This window comes from uncultured Microbacterium sp. (genome assembly GCF_963521645.1).
Taxonomy (GTDB): domain Bacteria; phylum Actinomycetota; class Actinomycetes; order Actinomycetales; family Microbacteriaceae; genus Microbacterium.
This window is the reverse complement of sequence record NZ_CAUQVQ010000001.1, coordinates 71,193-98,023: the sequence shown is the minus strand read 5'-3', so window position 1 is coordinate 98,023 and position 26,831 is coordinate 71,193. Positions and strand designations below refer to the sequence as shown.

The 26,831-nt window shown below is 67.7% G+C and carries 26 protein-coding genes, 1 tRNA gene and 1 other RNA gene; 18 read left to right on the top strand and 10 right to left on the bottom strand.

Features of this window, described 5'->3' with window-relative positions; all coding sequences use genetic code 11:
• Window position 1: 1 nt before the first annotated feature.
• The 5 genes from RWO82_RS00505 (at window position 2) to dapF (ending at window position 4,967) form a co-directional block, all read left to right on the top strand.
• Window positions 2–880, top strand: a complete 879-nt coding sequence (locus RWO82_RS00505) for a regulatory protein RecX (protein WP_314422099.1) — start codon at window positions 2–4, stop codon at window positions 878–880.
• A gap of 53 nt (window positions 881–933) precedes the next feature.
• Entirely contained in the window at window positions 934–2,484 is a 1,551-nt protein-coding gene (gene miaB, locus RWO82_RS00500) for a tRNA (N6-isopentenyl adenosine(37)-C2)-methylthiotransferase MiaB (protein WP_314422098.1), read from the top strand.
• Window positions 2,481–3,401, top strand: a complete 921-nt coding sequence (gene miaA, locus RWO82_RS00495) for a tRNA (adenosine(37)-N6)-dimethylallyltransferase MiaA (RefSeq protein ID WP_314422096.1) — start codon at window positions 2,481–2,483, stop codon at window positions 3,399–3,401. Before miaB ends, miaA begins: the two co-directional genes overlap by 4 nt.
• 59 nt (window positions 3,402–3,460) lie before the next feature.
• On the top strand, window positions 3,461–4,018 hold the full coding sequence (locus RWO82_RS00490; protein WP_314422094.1) for a dihydrofolate reductase family protein: 558 nt from the start codon (window positions 3,461–3,463) through the stop codon (window positions 4,016–4,018).
• A 76-nt stretch (window positions 4,019–4,094) separates the two neighbouring features.
• Window positions 4,095–4,967: a diaminopimelate epimerase gene (dapF, locus tag RWO82_RS00485; RefSeq protein WP_314422093.1), complete on the top strand. Its 873-nt coding sequence runs from the start codon at window positions 4,095–4,097 to the stop codon at window positions 4,965–4,967.
• 63 nt (window positions 4,968–5,030) lie between these two features.
• On the opposite strand, the gene RWO82_RS00480 is transcribed toward dapF, so the two are convergent.
• On the bottom strand, window positions 5,031–5,684 hold the full coding sequence (locus RWO82_RS00480) for a methyltransferase (RefSeq protein ID WP_314422092.1): 654 nt from the start codon (window positions 5,682–5,684) through the stop codon (window positions 5,031–5,033).
• Between the two features lie 68 nt (window positions 5,685–5,752).
• Between RWO82_RS00480 and hflX the strand changes: the two genes are divergently transcribed.
• On the top strand, window positions 5,753–7,264 hold the full coding sequence (hflX, locus tag RWO82_RS00475; RefSeq protein ID WP_314422090.1) for a GTPase HflX: 1,512 nt from the start codon (window positions 5,753–5,755) through the stop codon (window positions 7,262–7,264).
• Window positions 7,265–7,273: 9 nt separating this feature from the next.
• On the opposite strand, the gene RWO82_RS00470 is transcribed toward hflX, so the two are convergent.
• Window positions 7,274–7,942, bottom strand: a complete 669-nt coding sequence (locus RWO82_RS00470) for an SIMPL domain-containing protein (protein WP_314422089.1) — start codon at window positions 7,940–7,942, stop codon at window positions 7,274–7,276.
• Between the two features lie 142 nt (window positions 7,943–8,084).
• Here RWO82_RS00470 and ssrA point away from each other — a divergent pair.
• Window positions 8,085–8,454, top strand: a transfer-messenger RNA (tmRNA) gene (gene ssrA, locus RWO82_RS00465).
• 506 nt (window positions 8,455–8,960) lie between these two features.
• Here the strand turns inward: ssrA and RWO82_RS00460 are convergent.
• The 3 genes from RWO82_RS00460 to RWO82_RS00450 are packed head-to-tail and all read right to left on the bottom strand — an operon-like array spanning window position 8,961 to window position 11,260.
• Window positions 8,961–9,824, bottom strand: a complete 864-nt coding sequence (locus RWO82_RS00460; protein ID WP_314422088.1) for a transposase — start codon at window positions 9,822–9,824, stop codon at window positions 8,961–8,963.
• A 45-nt stretch (window positions 9,825–9,869) separates the two neighbouring features.
• A complete protein-coding gene (locus tag RWO82_RS00455; RefSeq protein ID WP_314422087.1) occupies window positions 9,870–10,442 on the bottom strand; it encodes a hypothetical protein in 573 nt (190 codons plus the stop codon).
• A gap of 20 nt (window positions 10,443–10,462) precedes the next feature.
• Window positions 10,463–11,260 (bottom strand): inositol monophosphatase family protein, encoded by a 798-nt coding sequence (locus tag RWO82_RS00450; protein ID WP_314422086.1) that lies wholly within the window; start codon window positions 11,258–11,260, stop codon window positions 10,463–10,465.
• A 147-nt stretch (window positions 11,261–11,407) separates the two neighbouring features.
• On the opposite strand from RWO82_RS00450, the gene RWO82_RS00445 reads away from it, so the two are divergent.
• Window positions 11,408–11,480 (top strand) — tRNA-Lys (locus tag RWO82_RS00445).
• 212 nt (window positions 11,481–11,692) lie between these two features.
• Here the strand turns inward: RWO82_RS00445 and RWO82_RS00440 are convergent.
• From RWO82_RS00440 to RWO82_RS00425, 4 genes are read right to left on the bottom strand one after another with little or no spacing between them, the layout of a single operon-like run.
• Entirely contained in the window at window positions 11,693–12,166 is a 474-nt protein-coding gene (locus RWO82_RS00440; protein ID WP_314422085.1) for a YbaK/EbsC family protein, read from the bottom strand.
• 54 nt (window positions 12,167–12,220) lie between these two features.
• Window positions 12,221–13,447, bottom strand: a complete 1,227-nt coding sequence (locus tag RWO82_RS00435; protein ID WP_314422083.1) for an MFS transporter — start codon at window positions 13,445–13,447, stop codon at window positions 12,221–12,223.
• Window positions 13,444–13,881: a MarR family transcriptional regulator gene (locus tag RWO82_RS00430; protein ID WP_314422081.1), complete on the bottom strand. Its 438-nt coding sequence runs from the start codon at window positions 13,879–13,881 to the stop codon at window positions 13,444–13,446. Before RWO82_RS00430 ends, RWO82_RS00435 begins: the two co-directional genes overlap by 4 nt.
• A 57-nt stretch (window positions 13,882–13,938) precedes the next feature.
• The gene (locus RWO82_RS00425) at window positions 13,939–14,727 is read right to left on the bottom strand and encodes an IclR family transcriptional regulator (protein WP_314422080.1); all 789 of its coding nucleotides are present in this window, start codon (window positions 14,725–14,727) and stop codon (window positions 13,939–13,941) included.
• 105 nt (window positions 14,728–14,832) lie between these two features.
• Here RWO82_RS00425 and RWO82_RS00420 point away from each other — a divergent pair, with 105 nt between their 5' ends.
• The 3 genes from RWO82_RS00420 to RWO82_RS00410 are packed head-to-tail and all read left to right on the top strand — an operon-like array spanning window position 14,833 to window position 17,474.
• Window positions 14,833–15,606, top strand: coding sequence for a CoA transferase subunit A (locus RWO82_RS00420; protein WP_314422079.1), 774 nt, complete (start codon window positions 14,833–14,835; stop codon window positions 15,604–15,606).
• A 1-nt stretch (window position 15,607) separates the two neighbouring features.
• Window positions 15,608–16,252, top strand: coding sequence for a CoA transferase subunit B (locus RWO82_RS00415; protein ID WP_314422078.1), 645 nt, complete (start codon window positions 15,608–15,610; stop codon window positions 16,250–16,252).
• 19 nt (window positions 16,253–16,271) lie between these two features.
• Entirely contained in the window at window positions 16,272–17,474 is a 1,203-nt protein-coding gene (locus RWO82_RS00410; RefSeq protein ID WP_314422076.1) for an acetyl-CoA C-acetyltransferase, read from the top strand.
• 12 nt (window positions 17,475–17,486) lie between these two features.
• Here RWO82_RS00410 and RWO82_RS00405 read toward each other — a convergent pair whose 3' ends face one another.
• Window positions 17,487–17,765, bottom strand: a complete 279-nt coding sequence (locus RWO82_RS00405) for a hypothetical protein (protein WP_314422075.1) — start codon at window positions 17,763–17,765, stop codon at window positions 17,487–17,489.
• Window positions 17,766–17,985: 220 nt separating this feature from the next.
• On the opposite strand from RWO82_RS00405, the gene RWO82_RS00400 reads away from it, so the two are divergent.
• The 7 genes from RWO82_RS00400 to ilvC all read left to right on the top strand — a co-directional run bounded on the left by RWO82_RS00400 (window position 17,986) and on the right by ilvC (window position 26,765).
• Window positions 17,986–19,272, top strand: a complete 1,287-nt coding sequence (locus RWO82_RS00400; protein ID WP_314422074.1) for an MFS transporter — start codon at window positions 17,986–17,988, stop codon at window positions 19,270–19,272.
• Between the two features lie 32 nt (window positions 19,273–19,304).
• Window positions 19,305–20,714 carry a trehalose-6-phosphate synthase gene (locus RWO82_RS00395; protein ID WP_314422073.1) on the top strand — a complete coding sequence of 470 codons (1,410 nt, stop codon included), beginning with the start codon at window positions 19,305–19,307 and terminating at the stop codon, window positions 20,712–20,714.
• Between the two features lie 46 nt (window positions 20,715–20,760).
• Window positions 20,761–21,558 (top strand): trehalose-phosphatase, encoded by a 798-nt coding sequence (gene otsB / locus RWO82_RS00390; protein ID WP_314422071.1) that lies wholly within the window; start codon window positions 20,761–20,763, stop codon window positions 21,556–21,558.
• A 9-nt stretch (window positions 21,559–21,567) separates the two neighbouring features.
• Window positions 21,568–23,286 carry a dihydroxy-acid dehydratase gene (ilvD, locus tag RWO82_RS00385; RefSeq protein ID WP_314422069.1) on the top strand — a complete coding sequence of 573 codons (1,719 nt, stop codon included), beginning with the start codon at window positions 21,568–21,570 and terminating at the stop codon, window positions 23,284–23,286.
• A gap of 61 nt (window positions 23,287–23,347) precedes the next feature.
• The gene (locus RWO82_RS00380; protein WP_314422068.1) at window positions 23,348–25,150 is read left to right on the top strand and encodes an acetolactate synthase large subunit; all 1,803 of its coding nucleotides are present in this window, start codon (window positions 23,348–23,350) and stop codon (window positions 25,148–25,150) included.
• Window positions 25,151–25,152: 2 nt separating this feature from the next.
• Window positions 25,153–25,662, top strand: a complete 510-nt coding sequence (gene ilvN / locus RWO82_RS00375) for an acetolactate synthase small subunit (RefSeq protein WP_056278631.1) — start codon at window positions 25,153–25,155, stop codon at window positions 25,660–25,662.
• A gap of 53 nt (window positions 25,663–25,715) precedes the next feature.
• Complete coding sequence (gene ilvC, locus RWO82_RS00370; RefSeq protein WP_314422242.1) at window positions 25,716–26,765, top strand: ketol-acid reductoisomerase; 1,050 nt, start codon at window positions 25,716–25,718, stop codon at window positions 26,763–26,765.
• Window positions 26,766–26,831: the final 66 nt, after the last annotated feature.

The following is a 26,831-nucleotide window of genomic DNA, read 5'->3' as shown; positions in this document are numbered from 1 at the left end:
CATGGCCGATCGTGAAGACGGGGGCGAGTCCGAGCGGCTCGCTCCCGTCATCCCGCTCTTCGGAGCCACCGTGTCACCTGCGAGCGGATCGTCGTCTCGACGATCGACGCCCACCGTGGCTCCGATGAAGGGCACGTCTGCGAGCGGTGCCGACCTCACACGGTGGGGTTCCGGATCGGGCGACGAAGACGCCAGCGGTGAAGACGGTGCTCAGCGTGATCGTCGTCACCTCGACCGGGCCGACGGATCGCCGAGTGATCGGCACCCTGCTCGCGGCGGAGGACGAACAGCGCCCCGACTGCGCGCGATAGCGCCGGTCGATGAGCTCGTCGTCGATGCCGCGCATATGCCGGATGCGGCAGAGCTCCGGGGCTCCGCAGAAGAGATCCTCGTTCGGAAGCTGCGTACCCGGTCGCTGTCGATCTCCGAAGCCCGCCTCGTTCTCCGAGGGTTCGAGCGAGACGGTCACCGTCTCGCCTCCGAACAGATCGAAGATGTACTCGAGGATTTCCGTCGACGTGGGTACCTCGACGACCGCGTGCTCGCCGAACAGCTGATCTCTGCAGGTGTCGAACGCAAAGGGCAAGGGAGAGTCGCTCTGTCGCGTGCTCTGGCGCAGCGAGGCGTGGCCCGTGACGTGATCGACGCCGCCCTCTCGGAGCTCCCCGACGACGACGCTTCGCGTGCTCTGGACTTCGCGCGCGGCAAGGCGAAGTCGCTCGCACGGCTCGACCACGACACAGCCCTTCGACGCCTCGTGGGGCAACTCGCGCGGCGCGGGTACAACGGGGCGATCGCGATGTCGGCCGCGAAGACCGCGCTGAGCGAGGTCTCTCACGGTGGCGCGGCATCGGGAGTGCGGTTCGTCGATTCGGATTGACACCCTCGGCACGCGGTGGTCGCGACCGTGCTCGCTCGTACAATGGGATCATCATGACTATCCCGCGCAGTGAACCGACGATCATCGCATCGTCGCCAGCAGCAATCGAGCCAGGTGGACGTCAGCGCTCCTATGAGGTGCGCACGTTCGGCTGCCAGATGAACGTCCACGATTCAGAGCGGCTGTCGGGGTCGCTCGAGAGTGCCGGCTACGTCCGCGCGACCGACGGCGACGAGGCCGACGTCGTGATCATCAATACCTGCGCTGTACGTGACAATGCGGCAGGCAAGCTCTACGGCACGCTCGGGCAGCTGGCATCGGTGAAGCGTCGCAAGGACGGCATGCAGATCGCGGTGGGCGGCTGCCTCGCGCAGATGGACAAGCAGGCGGTGCTCGACAAGGCCCCGTGGGTCGACGTCGTGTTCGGCACCCACAACATGGGTTCCCTTCCCGGTCTGCTCGAGCGCGCGCGTCACAACGGCGAGGCGGAGCTCGAGATCTTCGAATCGCTCGAGGTGTTCCCCTCCACGCTCCCGACGAAACGCGATTCGGCGCACAGCGGATGGGTCTCCATCTCGGTGGGCTGCAACAACACGTGCACGTTCTGCATCGTGCCGAGTCTTCGCGGCAAGGAGAAGGACCGCCGCCCGGGCGACATTCTGAACGAGATCCGGCTGCTCGTCGACGACGGTGCCATCGAGGTGACGCTGCTGGGTCAGAACGTCAACTCCTACGGCGTCGAGTTCGGCGATCGGCAGGCGTTCGGCAAGCTGCTCCGCGCAGTGGGGGAGATCGAGGGGCTCGAACGCGTCAGGTTCACGAGCCCGCACCCGGCCGCTTTCACGGACGACGTCATCGACGCCATGGCCGAGACCCCGAATGTCATGCCGCAGCTGCACATGCCGTTGCAATCGGGGAGCGATCGCATCCTCAAGGCGATGCGCCGCTCCTATCGGAGCGAGAGGTTCCTCGGCATCCTCGATCGTGTCCGGGAGAGGATCCCGCACGCGGCGATCACGACGGACATCATCGTCGGATTCCCCGGAGAGACCGACGAGGATTTCGAGGACACGATGAGGGTCGTCGAGAAGGCCAGGTTCGCCAGCGCCTTCACGTTCCAGTACTCCATTCGCGAGGGAACACCGGCGGCGACCATGGAGGAACAGGTTCCCAAGGCAGTCGTCCAGGAACGCTACAACCGCCTGCTCGCGCTGCAGGAGCGCATCTCGCTCGAGGAGAACCACAAGCAGATCGGTCGCGAAGTCGAAGTCCTCGTCTCGACCGGTGAAGGCAAGAAGGACGCCGAGACCCACAGGCTGACGGGTCGGGCGCAGGACAATCGGTTGGTGCACTTCGAGGTCACCCCGGGATCGGCGTTGCCGCGGCCCGGCGACGCCGTCGTCGTGACCATCTCGCACGCGGCTCCTTTCCACCTTCTCGCCGACGACCCGACGGGCGCCCCGCTGCGCATCCGTCGCACGCGCGGCGGAGACGCATGGGATCGCAGCCAGGCCGAGTCGTGCGCCGTGCCGGCGACGAACGATGCAGACGGCGCGCCGCGAGCTGTCTCGCTTGGGCTTCCGACGCTTCGCGTGGGCGTGTGACACACCCACCGTCGCGGCGGCTGTGGGCGGTGGTCGGAGCCACCGGGACGGGTAAGAGCGATCTCGCCCTCGATCTGGCAGAGATGCTGCGCGAGCGCGGCAACCCGGCTGAGATCGTCAACGCCGATGCCATGCAGCTCTACCGGGGCATGGACATCGGTACGGCGAAGGTCCCGGAGTCCGAGCGACGCGGTATTCCTCACCACCTGTTCGATGTCCGGGACGTCGACGAAGAGGCCGCAGTGGCCTGGTATCAGCCGCTCGCGAGAGAGGCGATCGACGCCATCCACGCGCGGGGCGGGGATGCGATCCTCGTGGGAGGTTCGGGTCTCTACGTCTCCAGCGTCGTCTACGACTTCTCCTTTCCTCCCCGCGACGCCGCGATCCGCTCGCGACTCGAGCATGAGCTCGAGTCGGAGGGTGTCGGTGCGCTGTTGCGGCGCTTGCAGGCGCAGGATCCCCAGACGGCCTCGCGGGTGGACCCGCGCAACGGGCGGCGGATCATCCGCGCTCTTGAGGTCCTCGAGCAGGGCGGATCGACGCACGGAGCGGCATTGCCCGATCGTCCCGAGCTGTGGTGCTCGGACACTCGGATCATCGGCGTCCGACTCGATCGCGCAGCGCTCGTCGAGCGCCTCGACACCAGGGTCGAGCGCATGTGGGAGACGGGGCTCATCGCGGAGGTCGACGCCCTCCGTGCGCGCGGACTCGAGCGCGGCGTGACAGCCCGGCGTGCCATCGGCTATGCACAGGCGCTGGGGCAGCTCGAAGGGCGGCTCACGCGCGAGGAAGCCATCGCGGAGACGCAGGCGCTCACCCGTCGCTACGCACGGCGGCAGGTCTCGTGGTTCAAGCGCTATGCCGAACTCGTGTGGCACGATGCTCCCGCACGAGCGCGAGACGTACTCGAATCCTGACGGCGGCCGAGCGGATCGTGCCGTCGTGAGATGTCGGTGGTCGATGAGACGCTCGGAGCATGGCGACTCACTACTACACCGCATCCAGCCTCGACGGCTTCATCGCGACGATGGAGCACTCGCTGGACTGGTTGCTGACGCAGGAGATCGACCAAGACGGGCCGATGGCCTATCCCGCCTTCGAGAAGGAGGTCGGGGCGCTGGCGATGGGAGCATCGACCTTCGAATGGGTGATGCGACACGAGGGCGGTCGATGGGGGTACGCGCAGCCCACCTGGGTCTTCACACACCGCGAGATCGAACTGCCGACCGACGGTGATGTCCGCCGTGTGCAGGGCTCCGTAGCAGCGCTGCACGATGAGATGCTCGAGGCCGCAGGAGACAAGAACCTCTGGGTCGTCGGCGGGGGCGATCTCGCCGGGCAGTTCGCCGATGCCGGTCTGCTCGACGAGGTGTGGGTGCAGTTCGCGCCCGTGACACTCGGAGAGGGGGCACCGCTCCTCCCGCGCGCCCTAGACCTCGAGCTCATCGAGGTCGCTCGCAACCGCAACTTCATGTGCGGACGCTATCGGGTGGTCAAGCCGGCCGCGCACAGTCAGCAGGCGGCCGCGGGCTGACGCCGGGCAGCTCACGGTGCGACCACCGCCACACCGCTCGTCATCGCCGATCGATGCGAATCCCTAGACTGTTCGCATGGTCGCATTCACCAAGGGTCACGGCACGGGCAACGACTTCGTCATCATCGCGGACCCCGACGGCACCCTCGATCTGACGGCTGAGCAGGTCGCCGTGCTGTGCGACCGCCACTTCGGGATCGGTGCCGACGGCATCCTCAGGGTGGTCCGGTCCGCTGCGATCACCGAGGGCCGGGCCGCGCTCGACGAGGAGCCGGATGCGGAGTGGTTCATGGACTATCGAAACGCCGACGGTTCGATCGCCGAGATGTGCGGCAACGGCATCCGTGTGTTCGCGCACTATCTCGTCCGCTCCGGGCTCGCGACGATCGAGCCCGGATCGACCCTGCCGATCGGCACGCGGGCAGGAGTCCGCGACGTCACGCGCAGCGAGACCGGGTATCAGGTCGATCTCGGGGCGTGGAAGCTCTCCGGCCAAGACCCTCTCGTGACGGCGGAGGGCTTGGCGGTCACCCGACCTGGCCTCGGAATCGACGTCGGCAATCCCCACGTGGTCGTGGCTCTCGCGTCCGATGCCGAACTGGCATCCCTCGAACTGCACCGCGCGCCCGAACTCGATCCGCGGCTGCCTGACGGCGCGAACGTCGAGTTCGTCGTGCCCGGCGAGCCCCTCGTGCGCGATGGGGTCGGTCACGTGAGGATGCGGGTATCGGAACGAGGAGTGGGCGAGACTCTCAGCTGCGGCACCGGCGTCGCTGCGACCGCACTCGCCGTACGGCACTGGGCGGGGGAGCAGGCGCCGAACCACTGGCGGGTCGAGGTTCCCGGTGGCACGCTCGGCGTCCGCATGTTCCCCGCCGAAGACGGCGAGCATGTCGCCCTCTCGGGTCCTGCGCAGCTGGTGTTCAGCGGCGAGGTCGATCTGCTCTGACGAGGCGTCGGGATTCGCGCGATCAGGCCGTTCGCTTCGACCGGCCCGGGGGAGCGACCTGGATCAGGAATCCAGTCCGGCCAGCGCGATCGGCTCCGTGGGCGGTGACCCGTGCTTGCGAACCTTCAACACCCGGTAGCCCTTCGCCGTCGCGGTGCGGTGCACGCTGAAGCCCGGCTGGAACGTCGCTGCGAGCCACCGCTGCAGTGAGTCCGCTCCGAGATTCCGCTGCACCACGAGCCACGCGTCGCTGCGCTCGTCGAGCCGAGGCACCCATTTCTCGAGGAGACCGTGCAGCTCGCTCTTGCCGACACGGATCGGCGGGTTGGAGCGGATGGTGCGGAAAGACACACTCTCGGGAACATCGCCGGGCAGTGAGGCGTTGACATTGGTGAGGCCCAACGCCTTCGCATTCCTGCGGACCAGGTCGAGGGCCCGCTCGTTGACGTCGACCGCCCACACCGTGGCGTGCGGAGCGGCGAGTGCCATGGTCAGCGTGATGGGACCCCATCCGCTGCCGAGGTCGAGAAGATTGCCTCCCGGCGGGACAGGCGGCATGTTGGCGAGTAGGACGGCAGTACCGGCATCCAGCCGATCCGGGCTGAAGACGCCGCCAGCAGTCGTGACGTCCAGCTCACGGCCTGCGAGACTCACACGGAGTGAGCGCAGGTTCTCGGGGCTTGCCGGGGCCGCAGTGAAGTAGTGATCGGACCCCATACCGTGAGCGTAGCGGACAGTGCGGGCTAAGGTTAAGGCTCGCAACAAAACCCAGAGACAAGGACCGGATGACGGACAGCACCACACCCACCACTGACGACGGCGCAGTCGAGCGCGTGCTCGCCAACGCCGAGAAGCGCACGGAACCCCGTGTGTTCGGAGCAGCCCAAGCGCTTCAGGATTCGTCCACCGCGTCGCATGCCTCGTCAGACGGTGACCAGTGGGATCTCGAGGACCGACACGCTCTGCGACGTGTCGGCGGTCTGTCGACCGAACTCGAGGACGTCACCGAGGTCGAGTATCGCCAGCTGCGTCTCGAGAATGTCGTGCTCGTCGGGGTCTACCCGCAGGGTGCCCAGGACGACGCCGAGAACTCCCTGCGCGAGCTCGCCGCACTGGCAGAGACCGCAGGGGCTGTCGTGCTCGACGGAGTGCTGCAGCGGAGGCCGCACCCCGACGCCGCAACCTACATCGGACGCGGCAAGGCGCAGGAGCTCAAGGACATCGTCGCCGCGACGGGAGCGGATACGGTCATCGCGGACACCGAGCTCGCCCCCAGCCAGCGTCGTGCGCTCGAGGACGTCGTCAAGGTGAAGGTCATCGACCGCACGACGGTGATCCTCGACATCTTCAGCCAGCATGCCAAGAGCCGTGAGGGCAAGGCCCAGGTCGAACTCGCACAGCTCGAATACCTTCTTCCGCGTCTGCGCGGTTGGGGCGATTCGATGAGCCGCCAGGCCGGTGGTCAGGTCGGTGCGGGCGGGGCGGGTATGGGCTCGCGTGGCCCGGGTGAGACCAAGATCGAACTCGACCGCCGTCGCATCCGCACCAAGATGGCCCTGCTGCGCCGTCAGATCCGCGACTTCGGTCCGGCGCGAGAGGCCAAGCGCGCCGAGCGCCGACGCAACACGATTCCCTCCGTCGCGATCGCGGGGTACACGAACGCCGGCAAGTCCAGCCTGCTGAACGCGCTCACAAGCGCGGGCGTGCTGGTGGAGAACGCGCTGTTCGCGACGCTCGACGCGACGGTGCGCCGGACGGAGACCGCAGATGGTCGCGTCTACACGCTCACCGACACGGTCGGCTTCGTCCGCAATCTGCCCCACCAGCTCGTCGAAGCCTTCCGCTCGACTCTGGAGGAGGTCGGCGACGCGGACGTCGTGGTGCACGTCGTCGACGGATCACACCCCGACCCGGCCGGCCAGCTGCAGACCGTCAGAGACGTGCTGGGCGACGTCGGCGTCCGCGACATGCCAGAGCTGGTGGTGTTCAACAAGGCCGATCTGATCGCCGACGACGAGCGACTGGTGCTGCAAGGCCTCGAGCCCAAGGCCCACTTCGTCTCGTCGAGATCGGGCGAGGGCATCGAGCAGCTCCGGGCGGCGATCGAGGAGGCTCTTCCTCAGCCGGCGGTCGAGGTGCACGCGGTCGTCCCCTACGATCGCGGCGATCTGGTTGCGGCGATCCATGAGACCGGGATGCTGCTGTCCGTCGATCACAGCGAAGACGGCACCGTCGTGCATGCGCGCGTGTCTGAACGGCTCGCCGCCGACCTGGCACCCTTCGCCGTCGAGGCGTGAACCTCAGCCTCAGCGAGCGCGGAAACGCGCCTCCACTGTGGCTGAGACGACGATCTCGTCGGGTTCGTACTCCATCGACGGCGCTCCCGCGTCTGCCTGCTGCGTCATCGCCCCGCGCATCTTGGCCGCGCCGGTGAAAGGCTGAGCGCCACCGGGGCTGATGAGCCCGGAATCGGCGATCTCGACGGGTTCGACGTTGCCGAGTCCGAGAGCGGTGGCGTACGCCTGCGCACGGGTGACGGCCACGGCGACCGCCTCGGCCGCGACGGCACGTTCGATGCGCAGACGCGTCTCGGTGGTGAGATGCCAGTCGACCCAACCCACCTCCACTCCCTCCCAGGTCGAGATGTCGCTCACCCACAGTGAGAGCTCGGAGGCCTCGGTGAAGGTCGCGGTGAGATCGATGCTGGCGTAGTACACCGGCTCCAGGCGCACGCCCTCGTTGTTCCACGGGCGCTCGGCGCGAACCGAGAGTTGTCTACTCGTCCACTCGACGACGGAGCCGTCATCCCGACGTGCGGCGATGCTGTCGCGCACGGGCTGGGCGAGCTGCATGACCTGATCGACCACGGCCGCGCGCTCGGCGCCATCTGCGCGCACACTGACCCGGATGATCACGCGTTCGGGGGCGACGCGCGCCTCGTGCTCGCCGCGGACGGTGACGGTGACTTCGCTCATGGAGCGACTCTACGCGAGGGCCCGGCCGCCCGTGGAATGGCGCAGGCGCCGCGAACGTTGTAGTCTGTGATGCTCGGGTACTTCTGGTTCCCGGTGTGAAAAATCCATAGTGTGACAGCGGCTCCTTCGAGAGAAGGACCACGGGGCTGATCGGTTTCGACAGCGCCTGTGAATCCACGAGAAGCGGGCCGAGGATGCAGAGTTATCTCGTAAACGCTCTCTGCAAAAAAATAGTTGCCGAAACCAAGCGCAACGACTTCGCCCTCGCTGCATAAGCGAGCCCGATAGTCCGTCAGGCCGTATGTGATTCCGGTACGGATCCTGGCGTCATTTAGGAATCTTGCTGCGTGATGGCGTCTGGACGTCACGTGGGACTCTTCCCAGGCTGGGCTCGTCGACTTAGGTGTCTGTGACAAAGGTCGGAGCCGAGCAGAACGTCTGCACAGACTGCGCCCGGAGAAGGCGTGGAGACTCAGCGTTGGACGGGGGTTCGATTCCCCCCAGCTCCACCAGGTCGCTGTCACGAGCAACAAGGCCCGCCCCCTGGGATCACCAGGGGGCGGGCCTTGTTCGTGTTGGGGTGACTCGTTCCCGGACGTCCTGCGGTCGCGCCTACGGGCGTTCTGCCACAAGCTCGAGGAGTTCTGACGGCGCGATGGTTCGCATGATTCCGTCGGTGAAGGTGACCTGCGGTCACGGAAGCTTCCATCTTGGACCACGCGGTCGCACGTGGCGACATGGATCTTGCCTGACACGGATTGGACGAGTGGTTCTGATCGATTCATGAGCTGCTCGCTTCACAGTCGGTGGAGTGTGAAAGAGATGGTGCCCCGCAGGCTGGGGACCGTGCGGGGCACCTGCCGACATCGCTGGGGACGACGTCGGCCCGTAGCCAGTCTTCGTGGCCATTGGGACGGTAGCTCGGGTGGTTTCGCAAGAACCAGAGCCTTGCGATGACAGCTGCCGACGGGTTAGATGTGGGCGGGCAGCCGCACCGTCCTCCGCTGGGCCTGGGAGGTCAGCGCAGACGCTCGAGCGCGTCTTCTGCCTGCTTCAGTGCCTCATCGGCGTCGGTGAGCCGGGCTGCGGCGTCATGCTGCGCTACCGTGGTGCGCTCGTGTTCTCGTCGAGTGCGGTCAATGTCGCGCCTCACCGCCTCGAGCTCCTTCTCGAGTGCCGCTGCGCGTGCTGCGAGGGTCTCCGAGGCGCGTGCCGTCTCGCGGAGCTCGCGCTCGGCGTGCGCCGCATCTTCGGCTGCCTGGTCTCGCGTCCGCCGGGCGTCGCGCAACTCGCGTTCGGCGTCGCGACGTCGTCGACGGGCTGCGACCTCGTCGTTCGAACGGCTCTCCGTCGCGGGCGCGGCGGGCGTGCCCCCGCCGACGAGGGTCTCTGCCATGGCATCGGAGAACGTGCCTTGAGGCTCCAGGGCACGGACGAGCCGCCCTGACGAGACGGCGGCCGCCGCCGTGGCATCGAAGAATGCGGCGGCAAGAGTCTGGTTCACCGACTCTCGCGTGGCTGCAGTGACTCGCTCGCCTCGACTCGTTGCGAGCTCGGCAGCCATCGATGCGAGACGCGCGGTGAGGGCGCGGCGTTCGCGGCCGAGCTGGCTGAGGGTTGCGGCGTCGAGATCGTCCTGCGCTTCGCGCAGCTGTCGGGCCAGTTCGAGCGCTTCGGCGAGCTGCTCGGCTCGTTCGCTCGCGAACACGTTGACGACCCAGGCGGCGAGCGATGGCTTGCGCAGAGCGTTGATGTCGGAGGCCAAGGACGGATTCGTCGCCCCGATCTCACGGGCGCGCTTCTTCCTTTCCGGGATGAACTCGTCGAGCGGCCCGGAGTACAGCTCGGACGCGACCTGCAGCAGCGAGGGCTCTCCTGTCATGACTGCGACCCTACCGCCGCTCGTCTCGAAGGCGGCGACGGGCGCTCAGCCGGCCCAGTCGATCAGGATGAGACCCTCTCTGGTGTCGGCGACCTTGACCCAGCCGTCGCCGAACAGATACGTCATGCCGTACCCGGCCTCGTCGGTGCCCATGGAGAACTGCGGATCCTCCGTGATGTAGATGCCCTCGGGGCCATCCTCGCGGGTCCAGCCCTGTGACAGGAGGGATGACTGCGCACGGGTGGCATCCTCCGGGGTGATCTCCGACCATCCGTACAGCTGCCCGTGGTCGGACGCGACGGAGTAGTCGGCCCAGAAGCACAGCAGCCCCTCGGACATCGTCACGTCGCCGATGACGAACTCCTTCTCCTCGAACGTCCACCCCAGGTCTGTGAACGCCTCGACAGTGCCCTCGGAGATCATCGCGTCGCAGGTGGGCAGTGCCGGACTCGCAGAGGGTGACGGAGACGGTGAGGTGACGGGTTCTGCGGATGTCGTCGCAGAGGGTCGTGGAGCCGGAGACGCGGAGTCGGGCTCAGGTGCGGCGACGGAGCAGCCGGTGAGTGCGACAACTCCGAGCAGGATGCCACTGAGGGCTGAGGCGATGCGGGGAGTCATCGATGCCTTCGTCCTGGTGATCAGTCGTGCAGCAGCTCGAGGAACGCGTCGTGCAGAGTGCCGTTGCTCGCCAGTGCCGACAGGTCGGAGATCGTCTCTGCGCCGTCGAAGCCGGTCATGCGTCCCCCTGCCTCGCGCACGATCGGGACGGCGGCTGCGATGTCATACTCCTTGACTCCGAACTCGGCGACCATGTCGAGCCGCCCTTCGGCGAGCAGCATGTACGCGTAGATGTCGCCGTATGCACGATCTCGCCACACTCGATCGGCCAAGGTCAGGAGCTGGGGGAGTCGTCCGGCCTCGGCCCACTGCGTGATGCTCTGGAAGCTGACGCTCGCGTCGTCCAACGATGAGACGGCAGACGTCTGCACGCGACGTGGTCCAGCGTCGGTCGCGGTCCAAGCGCCCGCTCCCGACGACGCCCACCATCGCCGTCCGAGCGCCGGCATGCTGACCACGCCCACCTGCGGTACACCGTCGATCGCGAGCGCGATCATCGTGCCCCACAGCGGCACGCCGCGAAGGAAGTTCGCGGTCCCATCGATCGGATCGATGATCCACTGTCGCTCGGCGGTGCCTTCGGTGCCGAACTCTTCACCCAGGATGCCGTCGCGCGGACGCTCGTCGGTGAGGATCGCCCGGATCGCGCGCTCGGTCGCCAGATCGGCGTCCGTGACGTGCGATCGGTCCGCCTTCGTGGAGATCTGGAGATCTGCGCTGTCGAAGCGCGGCAGCGACTGCTCGTCGGCGGCGTCTGCGAGCCTGAGCGCCAGCTCGAGGTCGCGGCTGAAATCGGCGGAGTGCGGGGAAGCGGTCACCACTTCAGGATAACCGTCCGGAATCCGGTGCCTCGGTGTGCGCGACATGGGGCGACACGCGCGGCGCGCACGTATCGCCCGCCCCGATTTCGCCTCGGCATGATCGGCTGGTAATGTTATTCCTCGGCCGGGGGTTTCCCGGGCCACGCACCTCTAGCTCAATCGGCAGAGCAACTGACTCTTAATCAGTGGGTTCTGGGTTCAAGTCCCAGGGGGTGCACGGATAAGCCCTGATGACTCTCGCCAGTCATCGGGGCTTTTCTGCTTCTCAGGCTGGGGTCGGCGACGATGCCGCCCGTGCGGCAGTCGGGATGCGGTCAGGACGCGTTCGACGCGGCTCACGTCATGGCGTATGCGACGTCCGAGGTGCGTAGGCTCGGGCCTTCGTCATCTCCCCGGTGACCTCGTCTCTCCGATGGGGGGAGTCTCCGGTCAGGCGACGGGGATGACGATGCCGCGGGTCAGCGCCTGAAGCGAATCGAAGGTCAGGGGCATGACGGTGTGCGGATGTCCGGCGGCCGCCCAGATCCGATCGTGCGATCGCAGGGTCTCGTCGATGTAGGTCGGCAGGGGTGCGGGGTGCCCCACGGGCGCGACCCCGCCGATCGCCTGTCCCGTCCACTCACGGACGACCGCCGCGGGCGCCATGCTCACCTCGTCCGCCCCGATGCTGCGGGCCAGAGTCCCCAGATCGGCGCGGTGTCCGCCGCTCGTCATCACCAGCACCGGATTCCCGTCGGCGAGGAAGACCAGGCTGTTGGCGATCGCCGAGATCTCGCAGCCGATCGCTGCCGCGGCGTCGGCCGCGGTTCGCGCCGATTCGGGGAGGACGACGATGTCGGCACGGATGCCGGCCTCGTCGAGGTGCTGCTTCACGAGAAGGCTGCGTTCGGGGAGCGAGGTCATCGCATCACCGTAGCGAAGCCCAGCGCCCCGGGGCATCCCCGGCGTACCCCTCCCTCACGCGGCATCGCCGAGCAGGATGGCCTCAGCATCCTCGACGGTGGCATCTGCGGGCTCATCGTCGATGTGCGCCAGCGTCGATCGGCCGAGGAAGATCACGGCGGCTGCGATGAGGATCGCACCTGCGGCGACGAGATACGGCACTGTCGCGCTGAATGCGTGCCAGAGGGCCGCGGCCAGCGGGGGCGCCACGGCCCCGCCGAGGAAGCGCACGGAGGAGTAGGCGGAGGAGGCCACGGAACGCGGGAGATCGGTCGCCTCCATGACTGCCTCGGTGAGCACGGTGTTCATGATCCCGAGCAGGAGACCGCCGACGACGATGCAGGTCACCAGGGCGGCCGCGGATTCGACGAGGACGCCGGCGACGATGAGATCGATCGCGAGGAGGGGGAGGACCGTCAGGATGACGCGGGTGCGCGACATCCGGCGCATCAGCAGGGGAGCGGCCCACACGCTCGTGATCGCGAGTGCGACGCCCCACCCGAAGAAGGTGAATCCGATCCCCATGGCACCGAAGCCCAGCGGGAACGGCGAGAAGGCCAGGAGGATGAAGAAGCCGATGTTGTAGAAGAACGCCGCGACGGCGAGAACCGCCAGTGCAGGTCGCCGGAGTGCCACGAACGGAGCGGAGAACGGGATCGGAGTGCGCTTCCCCTCCGGGCCGCGGAGCAGCACCAGAACCGCGAGGAAGGCGATCGCCATGAGCGCGACCACGCCGAAGAACGGCGCGCGCCAGCTCTGCTCGCCCAGGATCCCCCCGAGCAGGGGGCCGATGGCGATGCCGAGTCCGAGCGCAGCCTCGTAGAGGACGATCGCCGCTGCGCTGCCGCCCGACGCGGCGCCGACGATGGTGGCCAGTGCCGTCGAGATGAAGAGCGCGTTGCCGAGACCCCAGCCCGCGCGGAATCCGATGACCGCATCGACGCTGCCGCTCACGGCGCAGAGGAAGGCGAACACGACGATCAGCGCGAGCCCGATCAGAAGGGTCTTCTTCGCGCCGATGCGACTCGAGATCCAGCTCGTCACCAGCATCGCGAGACCCGTCACGGCGAGGTAGCTCGTGAACAGCAGCTCGGTCTCGACGGGGCTGGCCTGCAGGGACTCCGCGATCGCGGGGAGGATGGGGTCGACCAATCCGATTCCCATGAACGCGACGACGCATGCGAATGCGACCGCCCAGACCTGAGCGGGTTGCTTCCAGATGGATGTAGTGGTGCTCGTCACCGGTTCACTCCTGTCGAGTCGTTGGTGGTGTGCGCCGCCAGGATCTCGGCGGCGCGGGTGAGGACGCTCCAGTCGTCGTCGTCGAGACCGGCGAAGCGCGGAGCGAGAGTGTCGCGGAACTCCGCACGCCAAGCGTTCAGAGCGTCGGAACCGGCGGCTGTGATGTGGACTGCGATGGCGCGGGAGTCCTCGGGCACCGGGGATCGCCGCACCAAGCCCTCGCGCTCCAGAGTGCCGATCAGCCTGGTCATCCCGGGCTGAGTGGTGCGGGCTGCGGTCGCGAGTTCTCCGACCCGCTGAGGGCCGGCGAGCTCGAGCAGGCTGAGAACTCGCCACTGTGCGGCGGGGGCGTCGTTGCCGGCGTCCTGCGCGGCGATCCGACCCAGCGCGTACCCCGAGAGCACGAGGGAGGGAATCACATCGATACGGTTCATACCATCAAGTATATACCTTTTGGTATGTACCGTTCTGCAGCGATGCGCGCCGAGTGATTATCGGCGCACGCCGGCGATCCGTGCAGACAATTGGTGCGCGTGCGCGAGAAGCGTGCGGCCGAGTTCGGGGAGCCGGTCGGGCCCGAATCGGAACCCCACGCCCGTCAGGCTCAACGCCCATTCCGGACGACCCGAGCGGTCGAAGACGGCGGCGCCGAGCCCCCAGCTGCCCTCGACGATCAGACCCGGATTGACGGCGTAGCCCCGTTCCTTCGTCTCGGCGAGGCGAGCGCGCAACGGGGCGGCTCCGTGCGGCGCCCCCCACTCCTGCTCCAGCCGCGGGTGGCGATCGAAGTAGGCGTCCACATCGTGGTCAGGGAGGAAGGCGAGGATGGCGAGCCCGGCGCTCGCGACTCCGAGGGGGAAGCGGATCCCCTCGCTGAGTACGAACGACCGAATCGGAAAAGCCCCTTCTTCTCGCACGAGGCACACGGTCTCGTCTGCGCGACGCACCGAGAGGAACGCGCTCTCCTCGGTCTTGACCGCGAGCGATCGGACGATGTCGCGCGCGAGCCCCGTGACGTCGTACCGCGCTGCTGCGACGCTGCCCATCAGATAGAGCTCGGGGCCGGGCATCCACTTCGTCGACGCCTCATCGCGATCGACGAGCCCCTCCGCTCGCAGAGCTGACAGGAGGCGGTGGGTCGTGGACCGGGTGAGACCGGACGACCGGGCGAGCTCGTGCAGAGCGGCTCCGCCGGCACCGCTCGCGGTGACGAGACGCAGCAGCGCCGCTGCGCGGGCGATCGCCTGAGCTCCGGGGACCGCTCGCGACTCATGTTCCATGATGTGGACGCTAATGCCGGATCGGTCCACATCGCAAGAGTGGGCTCGCGCCGGGCGCTCCGCAGGGGCGATCCTGTACCCAGGCACGTTTTCGAAGGAGCATGCGTGATCGACAAGCAGAGAGCATCCGCCGCGGAAGCCGTGGCGGACATCCAAGACGGAGCATCGCTCGCGGTGGGGGGATTCGGACTCTCCGGCAACCCGATAGCGCTGATCGAGGCGATCCTGGCACAAGGGACGACCGACCTCAGCGTCGTGAGCAACAACTGCGGCGTCGACGACTGGGGTCTGGGAGTCCTCCTCGGTGCGGGACGGATCCGCAAGATGACGTCGTCGTACGTGGGGGAGAACAAGGAGTTCGAGCGTCGGTTCCTGTCGGGTGAGCTCGAACTCGAACTCACCCCTCAAGGAACCCTGGCCGAAAAGCTCCGGGCAGGGGGATCGGGCATCGCCGCGTTCTTCACACAGACCGGTGTGGGCACGCAGGTCGCAGAGGGCGGGCTTCCGCGCCGCTACCACTCGGACGGCACGATCGCGCTCGCGTCGCCCGAGAAGGAAGTGCGCTCGTTCGACATCGACGGGACTCCGCACGAGTTCGTGCTCGAGGAGGCGATCACCACCGACTTCGCCCTGGTCCATGCCCTCGCGGGCGACCGACACGGCAACCTGATCTTCAACAAGGCGGCGCGCAACTTCAACCCGCTGGCAGCCATGGCGGGCCGCGTGTGCATCGCGCAGGTGGAACATCTCGTCGACCCGGGCGAGCTCGATCCCGACCGCATCCACCTGCCGGGTGTGTACGTGCACCGCATCATCGAGGTCGGCTCCGACATCACCAAACGCATCGAGCGGCGCACGGTCGCCGTGGAAGGGGCCTGAGATGGCGCTCACACGCGACGAGATGGCGGCCCGAGCAGCCGCAGAACTGCAGGACGGCTCGTATGTGAATCTCGGGATCGGGCTGCCGACGCTCGTGCCGAATCATGTGCCCGCGTCGGTGACCGTGGTGCTGCAGTCCGAGAACGGGATCCTGGGCGTGGGTCCTTACCCCCGGGAGTCGGATGTGGACCCCGACCTCATCAACGCCGGCAAGGAGACAGTCACGGTGCTGCCGGGTGCGGCGTTCTTCGATTCGGCGCTGAGCTTCGGCATGATCCGCGCGGGGAAGATCGATGCCGCGATCCTGGGAGCGATGCAGGTGTCGGCGCAGGGCGACCTCGCCAACTGGATGATCCCGGGCAAGATGGTCAAGGGGCCGGGAGGGGCCATGGACCTCGTGCACGGAGCACGACGCGTCATCGTCCTGATGGAACACGTCGCGAAGGACGGCTCCGCGAAGATCGTGGATGAATGCTCGCTTCCGCTCACCGGCCGGAGGGTCGTCGATCGCATCATCACCGACCTCGCGGTGATCGACGTCACGGATGCGGGGCTGGTGCTCGTCGAGACCGCTCCCGGGGTCTCGGTGGAAGAAGTGGTAGCCGCGACGGGGACGGTCTTGACCGTCCCGAGCACTGATGAATGAACGACGGAAGGATCCCCTGATGACCGACACCACGCTTTCGGATGCCGACGACATCGTCATCGTCGCGGCAGCGCGCACCCCACAGGGCCGACTCAAGGGGCAGCTGTCCGGCTTCACCGCACCGCAACTGGGATCCTTCGCGATCCGCGGGGCGCTCGAGCAGGGGCACGTTGACGCGACCGAGGTCGACGCCGTCATCATGGGTCAGGTGCTCGCGGCCGGATCCGGTCAGAATGCGGCGCGCCAGGCCGCCATCGGGGCGGGCATCGGATGGAGTGTGCCGGCGCACTCGATCAACAAGGTGTGCCTCTCGGGCCTCACCGCCGTGATCGACGCGGCCCGCATGATCCGCACGGGCGACGCGGAGGTCGTGGTGGCGGGCGGGATGGAGTCGATGACCCGCGCACCGCATCTCCTCATGGGGTCGCGCGAGGGGTGGACCTACGGCAGCGTCGAGGTGCTCGATCACATGGCCTACGACGGGCTGACCGACGCCTACGACCGCGAGAGCATGGGGGCGTCGACGGAGCGCCACAACGCCCGTTACGCGGTGACCCGTGCCGCGCAGGACGAGGTCGCGGCGCTGTCCCACCAGCGCGCCGCCGATGCGCAGGCGCGAGGCGTGTTCGACGACGAGATCGTTCCCGTGTCCGTCGCGCAGCGTCGCGGAGAACCCCTCGTCGTGTCGGCGGACGAAGGCATCCGTCCCGACACCACGATCGAGTCGCTGAGCGGCCTGCGTGCCGCCTTCGCGGAAGGCGGATCGATCACCGCGGGCAACTCGTCGCAGATCTCCGACGGAGCGTCGGCCGTCGTCGTGACGACGCGCGGCAGGGCGGCGTCCGCCGGGTGGAGCGTCCTGGTCACCGTAGGGGCGAGCGGTCAGACGGCCGGACCCGACAACTCGCTGCAGGCTCAGCCGGCCCGCGCCATCGAGCGCGCGTGTGCCAAGCAGGGCATCCTGCCGGCCGACCTCGATCTGGTCGAGATCAACGAGGCATTCGGAGCGGTCGTGGCGCGGTCGCAGGTCGAACTCGGCCTATCCGGCGATATCGTCAACATCCACGGCGGCGGGATCGCGATAGGTCACCCGATCGGAGCATCGGGGACGCGCCTGGTGGTGCACATGGCACACGAACTGGCGCGTCGAGGATCAGGCACTGCAGCCGTGGGGCTCTGCGGAGGTGGAGGTCAGGGCGAGGCGCTGATCCTCACACGGTGAGCCGCGTCCGCATCAGCGCTTCGAGAGGTCGACGTCCCGCGGGTTCTTCTTCGCCTTCTTGTGGAACTCCTTCTGCTGCTTCGCGTACACGGGCGAATCAGGTGACACCGGGAGTCCCTTCCTGGCACGACGCGTGTCGATCACCGCGCCGATCGCGAGTGCGAGGCTGATGGCCCAGCTCACCCACGCGAGCGCCGAGCGCCACGTGATCTTGGTGTCACGGGAGCCGCGGAGCAGGGTGGCCCCGGTCATGATCGCGCCGATGAGTCCGGTACCCGAGAGGTAGTTCATGCCCTCACGCTACCCTCACCGGCGGCGGCCGTGCCGTGCCTTGACAGCAACGGAGGAGTCTGGCACGCACCGATCCGATGCCCGGCCCATTCGCAGGAGCCTGCGATAGGGTGGGGGAGTCGCGGTTCGGCCGCGTCCGCACCCCGTGTATCTACCGGCCGCCGGTCCTCCGGCGGACAGCGGCGGCACCCGACCCCGCGTCCTCGGGCGCGCGAGAGCCATGACACACGTATCTTCTTCGGCGCCCACCGCGACCTCGTCGCAGACGTCGCCCACTCCGAGCCTGCTCCGCACGGCGGGGCTCCCGTATTTCGTGATCGCGTTCATCGCGAGACTGCCCTTCGCCATGATGGTGGTGGGTGTGCTGACCGTCGTCGTCTCGGCGCGCGGCTCGCTCTCACTCGGCGGCCTCACGTCGGCGGCGGTCGGGCTGGGCACAGCCTGTTTCGGCCCGCTGCTGGGGGCGGCGGCCGATCGTTTCGGTCAGCGCACCGTGCTCCTGATACTGGCGATCGCGAACGGAGCGATGCTGCTGCTCTTCACCGTCGTCGTGTACGCCGATGCGGCCGATGCGCTGGTGCTGATCGCCGCGATCGGCATCGGCGCCACGGCTCCGCAGGTGGCGCCCCTGTCGCGATCCCGACTCGTCACACTGATCGCCGACCGGATGCCCGAGGCGGTTCGGGCGCGGACGACCTCCGGGACCATGGCCTACGAGTCGGCGGCGGACGAGACCGTGTTCGTCTTCGGGCCGTTCATCGTCGGCATCCTCGCCTCGGCATTTTCGCCGTGGGCACCGCTCGTCGGTGCGGCCGTGCTCACCGTCGTGTTCGTCGGTGCGTTCGCGCTGCACCCCAGCGCACGGGCCGTGTCGGTGCACCGGGACAGTGACGGGCGCGCGCCGTCGGCGGCGTCCGAGCTTTTCCGACCGCGACTGCTCGTCATCGTCCTCGGGATCCTCGGCGTCGGCATGTTCTTCGGCACCATGCTCACCTCGCTCACCTCGTTCATGGCCGACCGCGGCGCTCCTGAGCAGGCCGGTCTGCTCTACGGCGTCATGGGCGTGGGATCCGCGATCCTGGCTCTCGGAGTCGCCTGGCTTCCGGCGGCGTTCACGCTCCGAGCGCGGTGGCTGGTCTTCGCCGGCATCCTGCTCGCCGGGAGCACGCTCCTGCTGTTCGTCGACACGCCAGCGATGATGATGCTCGCGCTGGCGATCATGGGGGTCGGCATCGGACCGACGCTCGTGACTCAATACAGCTTCGGCGCGGCCCGAAGCCCGCTCGGACGCTCTGCGACGGTCATGACGATGCTCGGTTCGGGCATCGTGGTCGGACAGTCGCTCGGCGCTGCGGTGGCGGGAGAGCTCGCGGAGAACGCGGGCACCGGCGCCGCGCTGCTTCTTCCGATCATCGCCGCAGGGATAGCCTTCGCGGCGGGCCTTGTCAACTGGCGATTGAGTGCGACCGCGTCTCGCGTACTCTCGGAACAGACCCCAGCAGTCTGAGGTCCATCGCCTTCGCAGTGCCAAGGAGCTCCATGCCAGCCGCAGATTTCGTCGTCGTCGCCAACCGCCTCCCGGTCGACCGGGTGGTGGGTCCCGACGGCGAGGACGAGTGGCGGACATCTCCGGGCGGTCTCGTGGCGGCCCTCGAGCCGATGATGCGCAGCGCCCACGGCGCATGGGTCGGATGGCCGGGCCAGCCGGACGTCGAGCTGGAGCCGTTCGAGATCAACGGGATCGACCTGGTGCCGGTGCCCCTCAGCACCGATGAGGTCGCCGACTACTACGAGGGTTTCGCGAACGACACGATCTGGCCGCTGTACCACGACGTCATCGCGCCGCCGCAGTATCACCGTGAGTGGTGGGACGCGTATGTCCGGGTCAACCGCAGGTTCGCGCAGGCCGCTGCCGACGTGGCTGCACAGGACGGCACGGTCTGGGTGCACGATTACCAGCTGCAGCTGGTGCCGCAGATGATCCGCGAGCTCCGCCCGGACGTCACGATCGGCTACTTCCACCACATCCCGTTCCCGGCCCACGGGCTCTACGCCCAGCTGCCCTGGCGCGATCAGGTGCTCACGGGGCTCCTCGGGGCCGATGTGATCGGATTCCAGCGTGCGCAGGACGCCACCTACTTCCTGACCGCCGTCCGCCGGCGACTGCGGCACGAGGTCAGAGGATCGGCTGTCACGATCCCGACGGCCGACGGAGGCTCGCGCACCGCGGTCGCGAGAGCGTTCCCGATCTCGATCGACACCACGCCGTACCTCGAGCTCGCGGCTCGGCCCGACGTGCGGGCACGTGCCGCCGAGATCAGGGAGAGCCTCGGCAATCCCAAGAAGATCCTCCTCGGAGTCGACCGGCTCGACTACACGAAGGGGATCCGTCACCGGATCAAGGCGTATGGCGAGCTCCTCGAAGACGGTCTCCTGAGCGTCGACGACGTCACGTTCGTGCAGGTGGCGAGCCCGAGTCGAGAGCGGGTCGATGCGTACGTGCACCTGCGCGACGAGATCGAGCTCGCGGTCGGACGCATCAACGGCGATCACGACACCATGGGTCACACGGCGATCCGCTATCTGCATCAGGGGTATCCGCGCGAGGAGATGGTCGCGCTCTACCTCGCGGCCGATGTGATGCTCGTGACGGCGCTCCGCGATGGCATGAACCTCGTCGCGAAGGAGTATGTCGCGACCCGCGCAGACAATCGCGGTGTCCTCGTGCTGAGCGAGTTCACGGGTGCCGCGGACGAGCTGCGGCAGGCGGTGCGGGTCAACCCGCACGACATCGCCGGGTTGAAGGACGCGATCATGACGGCTGTGACGATGACGCCCGCCGAGCAGGGCAAGCGCATGCGTTCGCTGCGGCGCCGCGTGCTCGAGAACGACGTGAACGCGTGGTCGTCGTCGTTCCTGCGTGCGCTCGCGGAGGTCCGCGGACGCTGATCGGCCGGGTCATACTGGGAGGACGCCGCCTCGATTGGAGACCTTCGTGACCCGCAGCTGGACCCCCGGATCCGCAGACCCGGCGCTGAGCCGCATCGCCGCCACCCCAAGACTCGTCATCGCGCTGGACTTCGACGGCACGGCGTCGCCTCTCGTGCCCGACCCGATGGCCGCGCGTGCGCTTCCCGAGGTCGCCGTGCAGGTCGCGCGCCTGGCGTCGATCCCGGACACGGTCATGGCGTACGTGTCCGGCCGCAGCATGCACGATCTGAGGGTCATCACCGAGCACACCGACGACTCGCTGATCGCTCTGGCCGGCTCGCACGGCGCCCAGTACTGGTACCCCGGGGTCGGCGACGCCGTGACGGACGAGGCGGGGACCGCGGAAGGATCCCGCGAAGAGCTGTGGGAGGCCGCGCGCCCGATCATCGATCGCTACGAGGGCGCCGAACTCGAGCCCAAGACGTTCGGGATGGGAGTGCACACCCGCACGGCCACCCCGGAGGTGGAGACCGCGGTGTTCGGCGAGATCGACGCGCTCGTCGCGGCGCGGTTCCCGCACTGGCGGCGGCGTTCGGGGCACCGCGTGCTGGAGTTCTCGTCTCGGAGCGAGGGCAAGGACGCCGCGATGACTGCTCTGCGCGAGCACTTCGATGCGACCGCCATCCTCTTCGCGGGCGATGACGTCACCGACGAAGACGCGATGCGCGTGCTGACGGGCGACGATCTGGGCGTGCGCGTGGGACCGGGGGAGACCGCAGCCGAGCTTCGTGTGGAGAATCCACAAGAGATCGCGCTGCTTCTGGAGGCGCTGGCGGACGAGCGCACCTCCCGGCGGGAATAGACTTCCGTCATGTCCTCGCATGATCCCTCCACCAGCGCGCCCATCGACATCAAACCCCGCAGCCGCGTCGTCACCGACGGCATCGAGGCGACGACCTCCCGAGGCATGCTCCGTGCCGTCGGCATGGGCGACGCCGACTGGGACAAGCCGCAGATCGGCATCGCGTCGAGCTGGAACGAGATCACTCCGTGCAACCTGAGCCTCGACCGGCTCGCCCAGGGTGCGAAGGAGGGCGTGCACTCGGGTGGAGGCTACCCGCTGCAGTTCGGCACGATCTCCGTCTCCGACGGCATCTCGATGGGCCATGAGGGCATGCACTTCTCGCTCGTGTCGCGAGAGGTCATCGCCGACTCGGTCGAGACGGTCATGATGGCCGAGCGTCTCGACGGCTCGGTGCTGCTCGCAGGATGCGACAAGTCGATCCCCGGCATGCTGATGGCCAGCGCGCGTCTCGACCTGTCGAGCGTGTTCCTCTACGCGGGCTCGATCGCACCCGGATGGGTGAAGCTGTCGGACGGCACCGAGAAGGACGTCACGATCATCGATTCGTTCGAGGCCGTCGGCGCCTGCCGCGCGGGTCTCATGAGCGAGGAGGACCTCAAGCGCATCGAATGCGCGATCGCTCCCGGCGAAGGCGCCTGCGGTGGCATGTACACCGCCAACACGATGGCGTCCGTGGCAGAGGCCCTCGGTCTCAGCCTGCCCGGCTCCGCGGCTCCGCCCGCGGCCGATCGTCGTCGCGACTACTTCGCCCACCGCTCGGGCGAGGCCGTCGTGAATCTGCTCCGTCAGGGCATCACGACCCGCGACATCCTCACCAAGGAGGCGTTCGAGAACGCGATCGCCCTCGCGATGGCGCTCGGCGGCTCGACCAACGTCGTGCTGCACCTCCTCGCGATCGCTCGCGAAGCCGAGGTGGATCTGAGCCTCCACGACTTCAACCGCATCGGCGACAAGGTGCCGCACGTGGCGGACATGAAGCCCTTCGGGAAGTACGTCATGAACGACGTCGACCGCCACGGAGGCATCCCGGTCATCATGAAAGCGATGCTCGACGAGGGTCTGCTGCACGGCGACGCGCTGACCGTGACCGGCAAGACGCTCGCGGAGAACCTCGCGGACCTCGACCCGATGCCGATCGACGGCGAGGTCATCCACACCTTCGACAACCCGATCCACGCGACCGGCGGCCTGACGATCCTGCACGGATCGCTCGCCCCGGAGGGAGCCGTCGTCAAGACCGCGGGCTTCGACGCCGCGGTGTTCGAAGGCACCGCGCGCGTGTTCGAGCGCGAGCGTGCGGCGATGGACGCCGTCGCGAACGGCGAGATCGACAAGAACACCGTCATCGTGATCCGCTACGAAGGCCCCAAGGGTGGGCCGGGCATGCGAGAGATGCTCGCGATCACCGCGGCCATCAAGGGCGCGGGGCTCGGAAAAGATGTACTACTCTTGACTGACGGACGATTCTCAGGCGGCACAACCGGCCTGTGCATCGGCCACATAGCACCCGAAGCGGTGGACGCAGGTCCCATCGCCTTCGTGCGCGATGGTGATCTGATACGGGTCGATATCGCAGCTCGCTCTCTCGACCTACTCGTCGACGAGACGGAGCTCGCCTCCCGCCGCTCTGGCTGGGAGCCGCTACCCCCGCGCTATACCCGTGGCGTTCTTGCCAAGTACTCGCGTCTCGTGCGGTCCGCCGCCGAGGGCGCGACGACCGGCTGATCCGCGTCGCTTCCGGCCCCCGGGCCGCCGACGTCGCCAACAGACCATCAGAAGGAGTGTCATGACTGCCGACACCGCCTCGGCCGTGCCGAGGCCACCCGCACCCAAGTCCGCCGCGCCGGAGATCTCCGGCGCCGAGGCTGTCGTCCGCACCCTCGAGCTCCTCGGCGTCAAGGACGTCTTCGGACTCCCGGGCGGAGCGATCCTCCCTGTGTACGACCCGCTCATGGATGCGTCGGAGCTCCGACACATCCTGGTCCGTCACGAGCAGGGCGCCGGACACGCCGCCGAAGGCTACGCGTCGTCGTCGGGCAAGGTCGGAGTGTGCATCGCGACATCGGGTCCCGGTGCGACCAACCTGGTCACGGCGATCGCCGACGCGTACATGGATTCGGTGCCGCTGCTCGCGATCACCGGGCAGGTGTTCTCGACGCTGATGGGCACCGACGCCTTCCAGGAGGCCGACATCGTCGGCATCACGATGCCCATCACGAAGCACTCCTTCCTCGTGAAGGACGCATCCGAGATCCCGGGTGCGATCGCCGCGGCGTACGAGATCGCCTCGACGGGACGCCCGGGACCGGTGCTCGTGGACATCACGAAGGACGCCCAGCAGGCCATGGCTCCCTTCATCTGGCCGGCGAAGATCGATCTGCCGGGGTACCGTCCGGTCACGAAGGCGCACGGAAAGCAGATCCAGGCGGCCGCCGCACTGCTGGCGAGCGCCAAGAAGCCGGTTCTCTACGTCGGCGGCGGAGTGATCCGCGGTCGTGCCTCGGCCGAGCTGCTCGCGCTGGCCGAGACCACCAACGCGCCGGTCGTGACGACACTGATGGCGCGCGGCGCCTTCCCCGACTCGCACCAGCAGCACCTCGGCATGCCCGGCATGCACGGCACGGTTCCCGCCGTGCTGGCGCTGCAGGAGGCCGACCTCATCGTCTCGCTCGGAGCGAGGTTCGACGACCGCGTGACAGGCAAGGCCGCGCTGTTCGCCCCGAACGCGAAGGTCGTGCACGTCGACATCGACCCGGCCGAGATCTCCAAGATCCGCACGGCGGACGTGCCGATCGTCGGTGATGTGCGCGACGTGCTGGTCGATCTCGAATCGGCCTTCCGCGGCGCGATCGGCGCTTCCGCTCCCGACACCGAGGAGTGGTGGTCGTATCTCGACGGCCTGCGTACCGAGTTCCCTCTCGGATTCGCGCCCACCACGGACGGGCTGCTCGCGCCTCAGCATGTGATCCAGCGGATCGGTGAGCTCACCGGCCCCGAGGGCATCTACGCTGCCGGCGTCGGCCAGCACCAGATGTGGGCGGCTCAGTTCATCAAGTACGAGCGCCCCAACGCCTGGCTGAACTCCGGGGGAGCGGGCACCATGGGATACTCCGTGCCCGCGGCCATGGGAGCGAAGGTCGCCGAGCCTCACCGTGTGGTGTGGGCGATCGACGGCGACGGCTGCTTCCAGATGACCAATCAGGAGCTCGCCACCTGCGCGATCAACAACATCCCGATCAAGGTCGCGATCATCAACAACTCGTCACTGGGCATGGTGCGTCAGTGGCAGACGCTGTTCTACGACGGACGCCACTCGAACACGGACCTGAACACGGGGCACGGAACCGTGCGCATCCCCGACTTCGTGAAGTTGGCGGAGGCCTACGGCTGCCTCGCCATCCGCGTCGAGACGGAGGACGAAGTGGATGCTGCGATCGCGCTCGCCCTCGAGACGAACGACCGCCCCGTCGTCATCGACTTCGTCGTCAGCGCGGATTCCATGGTGTGGCCCATGGTTCCCCAGGGCGTGAGCAACAGCTACGTCCAGTACGCCCGCGAGCACGCGCCCGCATTCGACGAGGAGGACTGACCATGTCGACTCACGTGCTGAGCCTCCTGGTGGAGAACACTCCCGGACTGCTGACCCGAGTCGCGGGCCTGTTCGCCCGTCGCGGCTTCAACATCGACTCGCTCGCGGTGGGTGTGACCGAGGTGCCGGGCATCTCTCGCATCACGGTGGTCGTCGACCTCGAGGACCTGCCCCTCGAGCAGGTGACCAAGCAGCTGAACAAGCTGATCAATGTCATCAAGATCGTCGAGCTCGACTTCCCGACGTCGGTGCAGCGCGAGCACATGCTCGTGAAGGTGCGCACCGACAACGCCACGCGGTCGAACGTGATCGAGGTCGCCAACCTGTTCCGCGCCTCCGTGGTCGACTACGCGTCCGACGCGCTCGTGATCGAGGTCACCGGGGACCGGGGCAAGGTCGACGCCATGCTGCGCGCACTCGAGCCGTTCGGCATCAAGGAGATCGCCCAGTCGGGTCTTCTGGCCATCGGTCGCGGCGGCAAGAGCATCACCGAGCGCGTCCTGCGCGGCTGATCATCCAGAAAAATCTTCGCCGTTCGTTGAGCGAGCGAAGCGAGACGAAACGCATCAATCAAGGAGAGAAACCAGTGAGCACCGAGATCTTCTACGACGCAGACGCCGATCTGTCGATCATCCAGGGCAAGAAGGTCGCCATCGTCGGCTACGGCTCGCAGGGTCACGCGCACGCGCAGAACCTTCGCGACTCGGGTGTCGAGGTCGCGATCGCCCTCAAGGAGGGGTCGAAGTCGGCGCCGAAGGCGGAGGAGGCCGGATTCGCGGTCAAGTCCGTCGCTGACGCGACGCAGTGGGCCGACCTCATCATGATCCTGGCGCCGGACCAGCACCAGCGCACGATCTACAGCGAGTCCATCGCACCGAACCTCACCGAGGGCAAGACGCTCGCCTTCGCGCACGGCTTCAACATCCGCTTCGGCTACATCGACGCCCCCGAGGGCGTCGACGTGATCCTCGTCGCTCCGAAGGCACCCGGTCACACCGTCCGTCGTGAGTTCGTCGCGGGTCGCGGCATCCCCGACATCATCGCCGTCGAGCGCGACGCATCGGGCAACGCCTGGGCGACCGCTCTCTCGTACGCGAAGGCCATCGGCGGAACGCGTGCGGGCGTCATCAAGACGACCTTCACGGAAGAGACCGAGACCGACCTCTTCGGCGAGCAGGCCGTGCTGTGCGGTGGCGTCAGCCACCTCGTGCAGGCCGGCTTCGAGACCCTGACCGAGGCGGGGTACCAGCCGCAGATCGCGTACTTCGAGGTCCTGCACGAGCTGAAGCTGATCGTCGACCTCATGTGGGAGGGCGGCATCGCCAAGCAGCGCTGGTCGGTCTCCGACACGGCGGAGTACGGCGACTACGTCTCGGGCCCGCGCGTCGTGACCCCCGAGGTCAAGGAGTCGATGAAGGCGATCCTCGCCGACATCCAGAACGGCAACTTCGCCAAGCGCTTCATCGATGACCAGGACAACGGAGCCGAGGAGTTCCTCGCGCTGCGTGCCAAGGAGGAGACTCACCCCATCGAGGCCACCGGCAAGGAGCTGCGTTCGCTCTTCGCATGGAAGCAGCAGGACGAGGACTACGTCGACGGCAGCGCTGCGCGCTGATCCGACGACGCTCGACACGACGGGCCCGGTGCACATCGCACCGGGCCCGTCGTCGTACGCGCGGGA

What these genes read in the sequence shown, in the direction of transcription:
- RWO82_RS00505 (WP_314422099.1), top strand. Translation starts at nt 2, where the DNA reads ATGGCCGATCGTGAAGACGGGGGCGAGTCCGAGCGGCTCGCTCCCGTC.
- miaB (WP_314422098.1), top strand. Translation starts at nt 934, where the DNA reads ATGACTATCCCGCGCAGTGAACCGACGATCATCGCATCGTCGCCAGCA.
- RWO82_RS00490 (WP_314422094.1), top strand. Translation starts at nt 3,461, where the DNA reads ATGGCGACTCACTACTACACCGCATCCAGCCTCGACGGCTTCATCGCG.
- dapF (WP_314422093.1), top strand. Translation starts at nt 4,095, where the DNA reads ATGGTCGCATTCACCAAGGGTCACGGCACGGGCAACGACTTCGTCATC.
- RWO82_RS00480 (WP_314422092.1), bottom strand. Translation starts at nt 5,684, where the DNA reads ATGGGGTCCGATCACTACTTCACTGCGGCCCCGGCAAGCCCCGAGAAC.
- hflX (WP_314422090.1), top strand. Translation starts at nt 5,753, where the DNA reads ATGACGGACAGCACCACACCCACCACTGACGACGGCGCAGTCGAGCGC.
- RWO82_RS00470 (WP_314422089.1), bottom strand. Translation starts at nt 7,942, where the DNA reads ATGAGCGAAGTCACCGTCACCGTCCGCGGCGAGCACGAGGCGCGCGTC.
- RWO82_RS00460 (WP_314422088.1), bottom strand. Translation starts at nt 9,824, where the DNA reads ATGACAGGAGAGCCCTCGCTGCTGCAGGTCGCGTCCGAGCTGTACTCC.
- RWO82_RS00455 (WP_314422087.1), bottom strand. Translation starts at nt 10,442, where the DNA reads ATGACTCCCCGCATCGCCTCAGCCCTCAGTGGCATCCTGCTCGGAGTT.
- RWO82_RS00440 (WP_314422085.1), bottom strand. Translation starts at nt 12,166, where the DNA reads ATGACCTCGCTCCCCGAACGCAGCCTTCTCGTGAAGCAGCACCTCGAC.
- RWO82_RS00430 (WP_314422081.1), bottom strand. Translation starts at nt 13,881, where the DNA reads ATGAACCGTATCGATGTGATTCCCTCCCTCGTGCTCTCGGGGTACGCG.
- RWO82_RS00425 (WP_314422080.1), bottom strand. Translation starts at nt 14,727, where the DNA reads ATGGAACATGAGTCGCGAGCGGTCCCCGGAGCTCAGGCGATCGCCCGC.
- RWO82_RS00415 (WP_314422078.1), top strand. Translation starts at nt 15,608, where the DNA reads ATGGCGCTCACACGCGACGAGATGGCGGCCCGAGCAGCCGCAGAACTG.
- RWO82_RS00410 (WP_314422076.1), top strand. Translation starts at nt 16,272, where the DNA reads ATGACCGACACCACGCTTTCGGATGCCGACGACATCGTCATCGTCGCG.
- RWO82_RS00405 (WP_314422075.1), bottom strand. Translation starts at nt 17,765, where the DNA reads ATGAACTACCTCTCGGGTACCGGACTCATCGGCGCGATCATGACCGGG.
- RWO82_RS00400 (WP_314422074.1), top strand. Translation starts at nt 17,986, where the DNA reads ATGACACACGTATCTTCTTCGGCGCCCACCGCGACCTCGTCGCAGACG.
- RWO82_RS00395 (WP_314422073.1), top strand. Translation starts at nt 19,305, where the DNA reads ATGCCAGCCGCAGATTTCGTCGTCGTCGCCAACCGCCTCCCGGTCGAC.
- ilvD (WP_314422069.1), top strand. Translation starts at nt 21,568, where the DNA reads ATGTCCTCGCATGATCCCTCCACCAGCGCGCCCATCGACATCAAACCC.
- RWO82_RS00380 (WP_314422068.1), top strand. Translation starts at nt 23,348, where the DNA reads ATGACTGCCGACACCGCCTCGGCCGTGCCGAGGCCACCCGCACCCAAG.
- ilvN (WP_056278631.1), top strand. Translation starts at nt 25,153, where the DNA reads ATGTCGACTCACGTGCTGAGCCTCCTGGTGGAGAACACTCCCGGACTG.